Genomic DNA, 12,860 nt, shown 5'->3' with positions numbered 1-12,860 from the left:
GGACAAAGAAAACAACTCAGTGTGCATGTTCACGCTCCCCGCTTTCATCTTGGCTCGCCAGGGCAAAGTGGATCGGCCCCAGCGGCTCGGCCTGCAGGATCCAGATCAGGGACTCCTTGCACAGCTCCAGCAGGGCCAGAAACGTCACCAGCACCCCCATGCGCCCCTCTTCGGCTCTGAGCACCTGTTCCAGCCGCAAGGTCCGGCCCAGCGAGAGCATGGCGAGGATCTCCGCCATGCGCACCCGGGTCGGGATCTGCTCGCGGCGGATCTGATGATGTTCGAAATGAGTCGCGCGTTTTACCACACTTTGCATGTAAAGGGCGAGCTCAACCAGCGAAACATCGGGAGTCAATGGCTTGAGAGAGCCAAAATCCGGCGGCAGGGCGGCGGCGATAAAGATCTCCCGCTCCACCCGTGGCAAGGCATTGAGACGCTCGCCCCCCACCTTGAAGCGCTCATACTCCTGCAACCGGCGAATGAGGGTGACGCGGGGATCCTCCCCCTCCTCTTCGTCCTCCAGCTCGGGGGCCTTGGGCAGCAGCAGGCGAGATTTTATCTCCGCCAGCCAGGCCGCCATCAGCAGATATTCCGCAGCCAGCTCCAGATTGAGCCCCTGCATCAGCTCCACGTACTCCATGTACTGGGCGGTGATCTGCAGGATCGGCAGGTTCAGGATATCCAGCTGCTGGCGCCGGATGAGATAGAGCAGCAGATCGAGCGGCCCCTCGAAGGTATCGAGGAAGACTTCCAGCGCATCGGGCGGAATGAACAAGTCCTGGGGCAGCTCATGATAGGGCTGCCCCAGCACCCGCGCTATGGGGGATGGGATGGCCTGGGGGAGGACGCCCTCCCCGGTTGCGCCCAACGCAGGCGGGGCCATCACGGGCACAGAGTCATCACTCAAACGGGGTCGGGTCTCCGGCGCCACGACGACGCAGAACGGGCTCGTCATCGGAGAAATCCACCACAGTGGTGGGCTGCTCGCCCAGATAGCCACCGTTGACCACCAGATCCAGCTGCTTGCCCAGCTTGTCGAAGATCTCTTCCGGGTCAAACTCCGCCATCTCCGAACCCGGCAGGATCAGGGTGGTGGAGAGCAGCGGCTCACCGAGGGCTTCCAGCAGGGCCAGCGCTATGTTGTTGGCGGGTACCCGGATGCCGATGGTCTTCTTCTTCTCGTTCATCAGGCGGCGCGGCACTTCCTTGGTCGCCTTGAAGATGAAGGTGTAAGGCCCGGGCGTGTTGCCCTTGACCAGGCGAAACGCCGTGTTGTCCACCTTGGCATAGGTGGAGATCTCGGAGAGATCCCGGCACACCAGGGTGAAGTCGTGGGTGGGATCGATGCGACGGATGCGGCAGATGCGCTCCAGCGCGCCCTTGTCACCCATCTGGCAACCGAGCGCATAGCCGGAATCGGTCGGGTAGGCGATGACGCCACCGTTCTGGATGATCTGCACCGCCTGACCGATCAGACGGGCCTGGGGATTTTCCGGATGTACGTAAAAATGCTGACTCATATGCTCTTCTCGCGATAGGGGCACGCGCGGTGCCCGCTTCATGGTCACGGGTTCCAGACCCATGACGCTACCTTAACCTGTTTGACGCCGGTTTGCCCTCCCATGCAGCAGAGGGCCGGCGGCCGACCCCGTGCTAGCGACTGGCCAGCAGGGCGGCATGCTGCTCGGTGGTGAGCCCGAAGTGGCCGGGATAGGCCAGCCAGACCGGCATGCCTTCCTTGGGCAGCCAGAGGTGGCGGCCCAGCTCGGTCCAGTTGGACGGAAAGTGAAAATCCGATCCCACCGAGATATAGAGGTCGTGATCCTTCGCCCACTGGCCCAGGTTGGCTCGCTCCTGCGGGCTCTGCTGGGGCAGTGACACCTCCATGGCATCGCCACCGGCCGCCTTGAAGGCCACCAGCAACCGCTTGATCCACTTGGCGGTGAGATCATAACGGCTGGGATGGGCCAGTACCGCCAGCCCACCGGCGGCGTGAATGGCAATAATGGCCTCGCTCATCTCGGGCCACTCGGCCGGGGCATAACCCTTGTTGCCTCGGCTCAGGTACTTTTTGAATACCTTCCGCATGTTGTCCGCCACCCCGCGCGCCACCAGCACACGGGCAAAGTGGGCCCGGGTCACGGCGGCATCACCGGCCAGCGCCTTGGCCTCTTCATAGGTGCCGGGGATCAGGCACTTCTCCAGACGGCGCCCTATTTCCAGCGCGCGCGCCTCGCGGCGAGCACGTTGCCCCGCCAAAAACGCCACCAGCTGCGGATTTTTTTCATCCACCCCCAGCGCCACTATGTGGATCTCGTGATGCTCCCAGCCGGTGGAGATCTCGACCCCGCTCACCAGCCGCAGCGGCAGCTGCTCGGATGCTATGGTGCGGCGCACCTCATCAAGCCCGTCAAGGGTGTCGTGGTCAGTGACTGCTAACACCTCGACCTGTTTTTCGGCGGCGCGGCGCACCAGTTCGGCCGGGCTCAACACACCGTCGGAGGCAGTGGTATGACAGTGAAGATCGAATCTCATCAGGTTATTCCGCTCTCATGATCAGGTCACCATCGGTGAAAGAAGGCTAAAAAGCGACTTGACTTGGCCGCGGCTTTATCGTTTTCTGTAGGCACTTCATTGCAAACAAAATTTTACAGGACTCTATCATGCAAACGACTTCCATCCTGACCATCTGGTGGTGGCACACTCCCTGACATGCGGGCGTGTGGTCGTTGCTGTATCTGTAATCTGACAGCAAATTAAGAACCCAAAGAAAAAGCCCGCTGACCCCAGCGGGCTTTTTTATTATCCGGCAAATGGACCTGTGATGAAACCGAGAATTCAGACAAGAACACTGACCTGGCGATGGCGACCCTACTGAAACCGCCTAAACCAATTTAATTTCCAAGGAATTCAATGTCATGAACATCGGTAAAAAGCATCACACGCAAGGGAACGCACTATGACCGTCAATACGACTCGCTTGCCCCTGGGTGAATTCGATACCCTCAAGCTCAACGCCCCCTATGTGGCCGACCCGCTGGCGCTCTACACCCGACTCTGCCAGGGTCGCCCCAACAACCTGCTGCTGGAATCAGTGGAGATCGACTCCAAGGCGGGCAAGCAGAGCCTGCTGCTGGTCGATGCCTGCCTGCGCATCGAATGCCGGGGCCGCACAGTACGAGTGCGCACCCTCAACGACAACGGCGCCCAGTTGCAGAGCCTGCTGGCCAAACGCTTGCCCGCCGTTATCAGCCAGACCCTGGTGGATGGCGAGCTGCAGCTCGACTTCCCGGCCTCCGATCGGGAGCAGGATGAAGACTCTCGCCTCAAGGGGAGCAGCGTGCTGGACGTGCTGCGCACCCTGCAACAGGAGCTGCAGTGCCAGTTGGGCAAAGAAGCATTGTTTATGGCGGGCAGCTTCGCCTACGACCTGATCGCCTCCTTTGAAGATTTGCCGCAGGTGCCGGAGGGGAGCAACAACTGCCCCGACTACTGCTTCTATGTGGCCGAGACCCTGATCACCATCGATCATATCGAGCGCACCACTCAACTGCTGGCCTGCATCTTTGGTGGCGACAGCGACGAGAGCCAGGTGGAAGACAGATATAGCCGCCTGAGCGATCGGCTCACCGACTTCAAACAGATTTGCCAACAAACCCTGAGCGCCGAGCTGGCCACCCAGCCCCTCACCGGCGGCATGAGCGTGGACAAGGGCGACAAGCAGTTCTGCGCCGAGGTGGAGAAGCTCAAAGGCTTCATCCGCCGTGGCGACATCTTCCAGGTGGTGCCGTCCCGCTGCTTCTCCCTGCCCTGCCCGAACCCGCTGGCCGCCTATCGCCGCCTCAAGCAGACCAACCCCAGCCCCTACATGTTCTACGTGCAGGATGAGGGCTTCACCCTGTTTGGCGCCTCGCCGGAGAGCGCGGTCAAGTTCTGTGCCGCCAGCCGCGACGTCGAGATGTATCCCATCGCCGGCACCCGTCGCCGTGGCTTGAACCCGGATGGCAGCATCAACCGGGATCTGGATGGCCGCATCGAACTGGAGCTGCGCCAGGATGAAAAAGAGGTGGCCGAGCACCTGATGCTGGTGGATTTGGGCCGCAACGACATAGCCCGCATCTCCGAGCCCGGCACCCGCTACGTCAAGGAGCTGCTGAAAGTTGATCGCTACAGCCACGTGATGCACCTGGTCTCCAAGGTGGTGGGCACATTGCGTTCAGACCTTGACGCCTTGCACGCCTATCAGGCCTGCATGAACATGGGCACCCTCACCGGAGCCCCCAAGATCCGCGCCAGCGAGCTGATCCGCATGGTGGAAGGCAAGCGCCGCGGCAGCTACGGCGGCGCCGTCGGCTACATCAACGGCGCAGGCGAGATGGACACCTGCATCGTCATTCGCTCCGCCTTTGTCAAAGATGGGATGGCCCATGTGCAGGCCGGCGCCGGTGTGGTGTATGACTCCAAACCCCAGGCCGAAGCGGACGAGACCCGCGCCAAGGCGGCCGCCGTGCTGGCCGCCATCGCCGCCAGCCATGGCACCTCACTGCAAGCCCTGAGCGCCCAGCAGGAGCAACATAAGGACGTGAGCCATGACTAACATCTTCCTGCTCGATAACTTCGACTCGTTTACCTACAGCACCCAAGCCGACCAGTTCCGCACTTCGAAGGAGCAGCATCATGACTAATATCTTCCTGCTCGATAACTTCGATTCATTTACTTACAACCTGGTGGATCAGTTCCGCTCCCTCGGTTATCCGGTGCGGATCTACCGCAACAGCCTGCCAGCGAGCCGCATCATGAGCGAGATCGCCGCCTGCGAAGGGGATGCCGTGCTGGTGCTCTCGCCGGGGCCGGGCGCGCCTCACGAGGCGGGTTGCCTGATTGATCTGATCAAGCTGGCTCGTGGTCAGGTGCCCATCCTCGGCATCTGCCTCGGCCATCAGGCCCTGTGCGAAGCCTACGGCGGCACAGTCGGCGCGGCGGGTGAAATCGTCCACGGCAAGCGTTCCCTGATTGAGCACAACGGCCACGGCGCCTTCGCCGGTCTGCCGAGCCCGCTGCCGGTGGCGCGCTACCACTCGCTGGTGGCCACCTATGTACCGGAAGAGCTGACTGTGATTGCCCACTATCAGGGCATGCCCATGGCCATAGAGCAGCAGGACGACAGGGTGCTGGGCTTCCAGTTCCATCCCGAATCCATCATGACCTCGGAAGGGGCCCGCCTGCTGACTCAGGCGCTCGCCCATATCACCCGTCCTGTAAGCAGTGTGCGGTAAGGAAGACCCTATGCATCATCATCTCAACACCCTCTATCAGGGTCAGTCTCTGAGCCGTGAAAGTACCCGCGACGCCTTCGGCCAGGTGGTACGTGGCGAAGTGGATCCCATAGTGCTGGCGAGCCTTCTGACCGCCCTCAAGATCAAGGGGGAGACACCGGAGGAGATCGCCGGCGCCGCCGAAGCCCTGCTGGCGGAGGCGCGCGACTTCCCGCGTCCGGACTACGAGTTTTGCGACATAGTCGGTACCGGTGGCGATGGCCTCAACACCATCAACGTCTCCACCACCTCGGCGCTGGTGGCCGCCGCCTGCGGCCTGAAAGTGGCCAAGCACGGCAACCGCTCGGTATCGAGCAAGTCGGGTTCGAGCGACTTGCTCGACAAGATGGGCATCAAGCTCGACATGAGCCCGGCGCAGGCGCGCCATTGTCTGGACGAGCTCGGCATCTGCTTCCTGTTCGCCCCCCAGTACCACGCAGGAGTGCGCCACGCCATGCCGGTGCGCCAGGCCCTCAAGACCCGCACCCTGTTCAACGTGCTGGGGCCGCTCATCAATCCGGCCCGCCCCACTTATCAGCTGATGGGGGTCTATGCCCCCGAGCTGGTGCGCCCCATCGCCGAAACCCTGCTGGCACTGGGTCTGAAAACCGGTATGGTGGTTCACGGTGCCGGGCTCGACGAGATTGCCATCCACGGCCCGACCCAGGTGGCCCAGATCCGTGACGGCGAGATCCGCGAATTCATGATCACCCCGGCTGACTTTGGCCTGGAGACCTATCCGGTCAGCGCCATTCAAGGGGGCGAGCCTGAAGAGAACCGCGCCATCACGGCCGCCATTCTGGCAGGGAAAGGCACCCCGGCCCACAACGCCGCCATCGCCGCCAACGTGGCCCCCCTGCTGCTGATGGCGGGCAAGGCGCAGGATCTCAAGAGCGCGGCGGCCCAGGTGCTGGCGGTGCTGGCGAGCGGCAAGGCAGCCGAGCTCGCCGCCCGGCTCGCCACCCTGAGCCATCAGGAGGCATGATGTCAGCCACTAACCAGCACGGCACTCACTCAGGCACTAGCTCAGATCGCCCGCAGGGCAGTACCCAGTTTCGCAAGGATAACGAGATGTCAGACCTTATTGCCCCCCATGCCTTCCTGAACATGGCCTCCATCAACCAGACCATTCTCGGCAAGATAGTGGCGGCCAAGCAGGAATGGGTCGCCGCCCGCAAGCTGGCCCAGCCGCTGGAGAGCTTCCAGAGTGAACTGGTAGCAAGCGATCGGGATTTTGTCGGTGCGCTCAAGGCCGGTTCCACCCGCTTTATTCTGGAGTGCAAGAAGGCCTCCCCCTCCAAGGGCCTGATCCGCGACGATTTCAGCCCGGAGGCCATCGCCGACATCTACGGCAAATACGCCACCGCCATCTCGGTACTGACCGACGAGAAGTTCTTTCAGGGGGATTTCGCCTTCCTGCCGCGAGTGCGGGCCAGGGTCAGCCAGCCGGTGCTGTGCAAGGATTTCATGATTGACCCCTATCAGCTCTATCTGGCCCGCCACTATCAGGCGGACGCCATACTGCTGATGCTCTCTGTGCTCACCGACGAGGGCTATCGCGTCCTGTTTGCGGTGGCCAGGGAGCTCGGCCTGGGCGTGCTGACCGAGGTGAGCAATGAAGAGGAGCTGACCCGCGCCATCGCGCTTGGCGCCCCCGTGATTGGCATCAACAACCGGGATCTGCGGGACTTGAGCGTGGATCTCAACCGCACCAAGCAGCTGGCCGCCCGCATCCCGGCCGATCGAGTCGTGATCAGCGAATCCGGCATCAAGGATCGCACCCAGGTGGCCGAGCTTCGCCACCATGCCAAGGGCTTCCTGGTAGGCTCCTCCCTGATGGAGGAAGCGGATCTGGAGGCCGCGGTACGCAAGCTGGTGCTCGGTCAGAACAAGGTGTGCGGCCTGACCCGTGCCGACGATGCCGCCGCCGCCCATCAGGCTGGCGCCGTGTTCGGCGGCCTCATCTTTGTGGCGAAAAGCCCGCGCTACGTGGATATTCCCGCCGCCCGCACCGTGATGGCTGGCGCGCCGCTCTCTTACGTCGGGGTATTTCGCAATGCCCAGCAAGAGACCATTGCCAAGACGGTGGAGGCGCTGGGACTGGCCGCGGTGCAACTGCATGGGGATGAAGATGCCACCTATATCGAGGCGCTGCGCCCGCTGCTACCTGCAAGTTGCCAGATCTGGAAAGCCATAGGAGTCACGAGTGGCGAGCCGCTGCCCGCCCTCGACTATCCGGTGGATCGCCTGTTGCTGGATACAAAAGTCGGCAGCCAGAGCGGCGGTACCGGTCAGGCGTTCGACTGGGCCATGCTGGCCAATCTCGATAAAGCCAGGCTGATGCTGGCAGGCGGGCTCAATCCCGACAACGCCTTGCAGGCGGCTCAGGTCGGCTGCCTCGGCCTTGATTTCAACTCCGGGGTAGAGAGTGCCCCGGGCCAGAAGGACGCACACAAGCTGGCGGCCGCCTTTGCCGCCCTGCGCAACCTGTAACGCAACCCTTTTTGATGTTTCGATTTAGCTAATACAAGGAAGAAGCCATGACCCTGCTTAACCCGTTTTTTGGTGAATTTGGCGGCATGTATGTGCCCCAAATCCTCATCCCCGCGCTGCTCCAGCTGGAGAAGGCCTTTGTCGATGCCAAGGAGGATCCGGCCTTTATCGCCGAATTTCAGGAGCTGCTGACCGAGTATGCCGGTCGCCCGACCCCGCTTACCCTGACCCGCAACCTGACCAAAGGCACCAAGACCCGCCTCTACCTGAAGCGTGAAGACCTGCTGCACGGCGGCGCCCACAAGACCAATCAGGTGCTGGGTCAGGCGCTGCTGGCCAAGCGCATGGGCAAAACCGAGATCATCGCCGAGACCGGCGCCGGTCAGCATGGCGTTGCTACCGCGCTGGCCTGCGCCCTGCTCGGCCTCAAGTGCCGGGTCTACATGGGTGCCAAGGATTGCGAGCGCCAGAAGCCCAACGTGTTTCGCATGAAGTTGATGGGCGCCACCGTCATTCCGGTGCACTCCGGCTCCAGCACCCTCAAAGATGCCTGCAACGAGGCGCTGCGTGACTGGGCTGCCAACTACGACAATGCCCACTATCTGCTGGGCACGGCCGCCGGCCCGCACCCCTTCCCCACCATAGTGCGGGAATTCCAGAAGATGATCGGCGAAGAGGCCAAGGCCCAGTGCTTCAAGAAAGAGGAGCGGCTGCCCGATGCGGTGATCGCCTGCGTCGGCGGCGGCTCCAACGCCATCGGCATGTTTGCCGACTTCATCGACAACCCTGAGGTGCGCCTGATCGGGGTCGAGCCCGGTGGTCACGGCATCGAGAGCGGCGAGCACGGTGCGCCGCTGGGTCACGGCAGCAAGGGGGTCTTCTTTGGCATGCACTCCTACCTGATGCAGGACAAGCAGGGGCAAATTCAGGAGTCCTACTCCGTCTCGGCGGGGCTCGACTTCCCCTCCGTCGGCCCGCAGCACGCCCATCTGGCCTCCATCGGCCGCGCCGAGTATGTCTCCATCACCGACAAGGAGGCGCTGGACGCCTTCCAGGAGCTGGCCAAATCCGAAGGCATCATCCCGGCGCTGGAGTCCTCTCACGCGCTGGCTCATGCCCTCAAGATGGCCCGCAGTGAACCGGAGAAAGAGCAGGTGCTGATCGTCAACCTCTCCGGCCGTGGCGACAAGGATATCTTCACCGTCGCCGACATTTTCGAGAAAGAAGGAACCTTGTCATGAATCGCTACGCACAACTCTTCTCCCGTCTGGACGCCGTCAATCAGGGCGCCTTCGTGCCGTTCGTGATGCTGGGTGACCCCACCCCCGAACTCTCGCTGGCCATCGTCGATGCGCTGGTCGAAGGGGGCGCCGATGCCCTGGAGCTCGGCATTCCCTTCTCCGATCCGGTCGCGGACGGCCCCACCATTCAGGGCGCCGCCCTGCGCGCCTTTGCCAGCCACACCACCCCGGACGACTGCTTCGAGCTGCTCGGCCGCATCCGCGCCAAGTATCCGCAGCTGCCCATTGGCCTGCTGGTCTACGCCAACCTGGTCTATGTGCGCCAGATCGACGGTTTTTACGAGAAGTGCCAGCAGGCGGGCGTGGATTCGGTGCTGGTCGCCGACGTACCGGTGCAGATGTGTGCCCCCTACAAGGCGGCCGCCGACAAGTTCGGTATCGACAGCATCTTTATCGCCCCGCCCAATGGCGATGCCGAGACCCTGAAACAGGTGGCGGAGCTGGGCAGTGGTTACACCTATTTGGTGAGCCGCGCAGGCGTCACCGGTGCCGAGACCAAGGCTGGCATGCCGGTGGAGGGGCTGATCAATACCCTGCGCGAGTACAAGGCTCCCCCCGCCCTGCTCGGCTTTGGCATCAGCGAACCGGCTCAGGTGCGTGAGGCCATTGCCGCTGGCGCCGCCGGTGCCATCTCAGGCTCAGCCGTGGTGAAGATCATCGAGACCCACCACAAGAACCCGGAGCATATGCTCACTCGTCTGAAAGAGTTTGTGGAAGGGATGAAGGCCGCGACCCTGCGCTAAGCGTTCAGTCAAACGCCCACCCCCATGACAAGCAAGGGAGCCCAAGCGGGCTCCCTTTTGTTATCCACCATCCCTAGTTGGTGCCACCCTTGTAGGTCTGATTAGCGAAGCGTAATCAGACGTTCGCGGAATTGATGCTGATGCTATGGCGCGGCTTCGCCACGCAGGACACGAGGGCTCCGCCCTCGACGGGGTTTCGCCCGCCGCTTCGCGGCTGGGGCGAGTGACTTTGGAAAGACCCAAAGTCACCAAAGGTCTTCTCCCCCGTTTATTCGCCCGACTGCGTCGGGTACCTTCGGCTCACCCTCTTGTCCAACGGCACACGCCGATGGGCCGTCCATGGCCCAACGCCGCTCGCTCGGCGTCCTGCCTCGCGGCCTGGACAAGAGGACCGCCTCAGCGAATAAGAGGGGGATCAAAACCGTGCCCGCCTGAGGCTACCGTACAACAGTGAACAAGCCCCCTCTCCCCTTGGGAGAGGGCTGGGGTGAGGGGATGGTGCATTTCCAGCCAAGCAAGATGCTCACTCAGCCCACGCCTTAATGACTAATTTATTGATCCAACACAGATTCCCACCAAAACACGCTTCTCAACGCACCACCCGCCCCCTTAAGATACCCGAATGACAATCAACCTCTCGGAAGAACGCCATGACAGCGATTGTTGCTATCTCGCAGGTTAAAAGCAGAGAACTGGGAGCTGTCACTCAGGGGCGGTAGCGTGGTTTTTTGTAGGTTGGCGCAGCGTGTAGCGAAGCCCAACAGGGGAGCATTATTACGCCAACCAGTTCGGGGTAAACAAGGATGTGGCAGACCCGTAAAACAGATCTACAGATATATTCGCGGTAAACGTTGGGCTTCACTTCGTTCAGCACCAACCTACGATTTTTAGCCCAACATACGAGATGTGCAATGGTTTAGATGCCTGGTAGCGTTGCTCACACCTTAACAGGACATTAGCTGTAATCATGCTTCTATAGTTGAGACGCACCTGTCAAAGATTTTTTCCATAGCGCTATAGTCACAGTGATAGCCAAGAATATTTGCATCCGTCCACTCTTTTACAGAAATTCCAGATAGATTTAAGTTGTAGCCAGAGTTTATACAGATGTGTTCAAAAAGAATCCTTTGGGCTCTTCCGTTTCCTTCTCTAAAAGGATGTAGAACATTGATATCACAGTAATATTCAGCGAGTTTTTTGATAAAGAGAGCTCTTTCAAGACCTTCTAGAAAACTATCTTTAGCAAGGCTACTGAATAATTTATTAGATTCTCGCTCGATAAATTCGCAGCTGCAAAATCGGCTAGTTCCTTTTGATATATCGATAGTTCTTATTACCCCAGCCCATTCAAAAAGGTCTGAAAAGAGAGTTCTATGAATGTCACATAGTGTTTCAAAAGTATAAGGTGGCTCTTTAAAGTTAATAGATAAAGCTGCCAGCTCGGTAAACTCCTTCTCAGCTTCCTCTAGAATCATAGGGTCTTGTATATCAAACTTATTTATTAGTACATCAGAGCTCTTGTAGGTGTACGGATCGTCACCCGTTCCATATTTATCAACCATGATTATTGCTCATATTTTATAGCTTGAGTATTTTGCGATAAGAGAGCGTTTTTTTGTAGAGCTATATTTCTTTAGATTCTTCGTTGATATAGAAAAATGAATCGCGATTCCTTCAAGCCGTGAGCTTTCTTTATAGTTAATCATTTTTACTGATTCATAAAAGGCAGCTTTGCTAAACTTGAGAGCAGATTTTTTTAGAGGTCTAGCTACTAATTCCTTTTCTAATACTTTTCCTGACTCAAATACGCCCCAGCTTGTTATGGAGTAACGAATATTTCGCCCATCCTTCGTTTTCTTTATTGCAATCTTCAAGTCAGATTGAAGTGCTTTCATGACATTCTGAACCTTGCGCTCAGATATCCCTGTCGCCGCAACTATATCTTGTGTTGTGGGCTCAGATAACTGAGTTAGAGCTGCTAGAACATCGAGTTCATAGTTCATAGTAACCTCCGCATATATATGCGCATAATAGATGGGATTTGCATCTAATTCAAGTTAAATGCAGCTAACAAGCGCATGTTGCCGGACTACTTTTCCGCTGCGCTCCAAATACAGCCGCAAATGCTGGCGTTAACTGGCAAAAGGGAATGCCGAAAGCACCCTAACAAACAAAAAATCAGGGCTCCCATCTTTCTGAGCACGACGTTGCATAGCCAGAACACAAGAGAGATGTCTCCACTTTTTGATTTTTTTGCTCAGCCAGCATATATCAAACAAACCTTTCCAACCCCACAACTACCGCCCCCTGCTCCACACCCGCCATCCCATCAACACCAGCATCAATACAATTCCCGGCAGCCAGACCCAGTAGAGCTCGGAGAGGATCACCGCCTCGCCCCGGGCGGTGAGATAGGCCTCCAGCTTGAAGGGGGCGACCCGGATCACCTGCCAGGGGGCGAAGAAACGCTCGTCACGCCACGGCCAGAGCCAGCCAACCCCCTTGCCGCCAGTGGTGAGCGAATCGAGCAGGCTGTGGGAGAGCAGAGAGACCAGCAGAAACGACCAGATGGTGGTGGCGCTGGCCCTTAACTGGCGATGAAACAACATGGCCAGAGTGGGCAGGACAAAGGCGAACAGCAATGAGTGGGTAAAGCCACGGTGGCCAAAGACATGGCCGTAGGCGACCCCCAGCTTGAAGGCGAGCACATCGGCATCGGGCAGCATGGCGATGGCAACCCCAGCCAGCAGCAGGCGCGGCGGGATGATCCGGCTACCAAACCCGAGCCCAAGGCAGAGGGGCACGGCGGCGTGGGTGACTATGGTAGGCATATCGAAAAGCTCCAACTGAAAACTGTTGCCTACCCTATCCCCGCTCAGTGAAGTGGACGTGAAGTGCAAGGCTGCTCTGCAAGCAACACCCTCCCGGCCCCTCAGTCATCCCCCAGACCATCCCTAACCACCTCTTCTGTTCTAAAAAGTGAACCTCTCTACACTTTTCTCTCGCA

At 59.5% G+C, this 12,860-nt stretch carries 12 protein-coding genes; 6 read left to right on the top strand and 6 right to left on the bottom strand.

What is annotated here, in order from left to right; all coding sequences use genetic code 11:
- Positions 1 to 16: 16 nt before the first annotated feature.
- From CK910_RS12435 to rnm, 3 genes are all read right to left on the bottom strand, one after another.
- Positions 17 to 883, bottom strand: a complete 867-nt coding sequence (locus CK910_RS12435; RefSeq protein WP_172955431.1) for a segregation and condensation protein A — start codon at positions 881 to 883, stop codon at positions 17 to 19.
- A gap of 16 nt (positions 884 to 899) precedes the next feature.
- Positions 900 to 1,520, bottom strand: a complete 621-nt coding sequence (locus tag CK910_RS12430; RefSeq protein WP_043134223.1) for an L-threonylcarbamoyladenylate synthase — start codon at positions 1,518 to 1,520, stop codon at positions 900 to 902.
- A gap of 133 nt (positions 1,521 to 1,653) precedes the next feature.
- Positions 1,654 to 2,535 (bottom strand): RNase RNM, encoded by an 882-nt coding sequence (gene rnm, locus CK910_RS12425; RefSeq protein ID WP_098983389.1) that lies wholly within the window; start codon positions 2,533 to 2,535, stop codon positions 1,654 to 1,656.
- A gap of 424 nt (positions 2,536 to 2,959) precedes the next feature.
- Here rnm and CK910_RS12420 point away from each other — a divergent pair, with 424 nt between their 5' ends.
- The 6 genes from CK910_RS12420 (at position 2,960) to trpA (ending at position 9,853) form a co-directional block, all read left to right on the top strand.
- Positions 2,960 to 4,597, top strand: a complete 1,638-nt coding sequence (locus CK910_RS12420; RefSeq protein ID WP_098983385.1) for an anthranilate synthase component 1 — start codon at positions 2,960 to 2,962, stop codon at positions 4,595 to 4,597.
- A gap of 80 nt (positions 4,598 to 4,677) precedes the next feature.
- Positions 4,678 to 5,277, top strand: coding sequence for an aminodeoxychorismate/anthranilate synthase component II (locus CK910_RS12415; RefSeq protein ID WP_005319135.1), 600 nt, complete (start codon positions 4,678 to 4,680; stop codon positions 5,275 to 5,277).
- 10 nt (positions 5,278 to 5,287) lie between these two features.
- Positions 5,288 to 6,301 (top strand): anthranilate phosphoribosyltransferase, encoded by a 1,014-nt coding sequence (gene trpD, locus CK910_RS12410; protein ID WP_098983382.1) that lies wholly within the window; start codon positions 5,288 to 5,290, stop codon positions 6,299 to 6,301.
- Positions 6,301 to 7,809, top strand: coding sequence for a bifunctional indole-3-glycerol-phosphate synthase TrpC/phosphoribosylanthranilate isomerase TrpF (gene trpCF, locus CK910_RS12405; protein WP_098983379.1), 1,509 nt, complete (start codon positions 6,301 to 6,303; stop codon positions 7,807 to 7,809). The genes trpD and trpCF overlap by 1 nt, the downstream gene beginning before the upstream one ends.
- A 47-nt stretch (positions 7,810 to 7,856) precedes the next feature.
- On the top strand, positions 7,857 to 9,050 hold the full coding sequence (gene trpB, locus CK910_RS12400) for a tryptophan synthase subunit beta (protein ID WP_098983376.1): 1,194 nt from the start codon (positions 7,857 to 7,859) through the stop codon (positions 9,048 to 9,050).
- Positions 9,047 to 9,853, top strand: a complete 807-nt coding sequence (gene trpA, locus CK910_RS12395) for a tryptophan synthase subunit alpha (protein WP_098983374.1) — start codon at positions 9,047 to 9,049, stop codon at positions 9,851 to 9,853. Before trpB ends, trpA begins: the two co-directional genes overlap by 4 nt.
- 965 nt (positions 9,854 to 10,818) lie before the next feature.
- On the opposite strand, the gene CK910_RS12390 is transcribed toward trpA, so the two are convergent.
- The 3 genes from CK910_RS12390 to CK910_RS12385 form a co-directional block, all read right to left on the bottom strand.
- Positions 10,819 to 11,415 carry a putative adenosine monophosphate-protein transferase Fic gene (locus CK910_RS12390; RefSeq protein ID WP_098983372.1) on the bottom strand — a complete coding sequence of 199 codons (597 nt, stop codon included), beginning with the start codon at positions 11,413 to 11,415 and terminating at the stop codon, positions 10,819 to 10,821.
- A 9-nt stretch (positions 11,416 to 11,424) separates the two neighbouring features.
- Positions 11,425 to 11,856 carry a YhfG family protein gene (locus tag CK910_RS23735; protein ID WP_157774615.1) on the bottom strand — a complete coding sequence of 144 codons (432 nt, stop codon included), beginning with the start codon at positions 11,854 to 11,856 and terminating at the stop codon, positions 11,425 to 11,427.
- 294 nt (positions 11,857 to 12,150) lie between these two features.
- Complete coding sequence (locus CK910_RS12385) at positions 12,151 to 12,684, bottom strand: metal-dependent hydrolase (RefSeq protein WP_098983370.1); 534 nt, start codon at positions 12,682 to 12,684, stop codon at positions 12,151 to 12,153.
- Between the last annotated feature and the right edge of the window lie 176 nt (positions 12,685 to 12,860).

It is taken from the genome of Aeromonas sp. CA23, assembly GCF_002587065.1.
GTDB lineage: Bacteria > Pseudomonadota > Gammaproteobacteria > Enterobacterales > Aeromonadaceae > Aeromonas > Aeromonas bestiarum.
The sequence above is the reverse complement of the archived record's forward strand: the minus strand, read 5'-3'. Positions and strand labels throughout refer to the sequence as shown.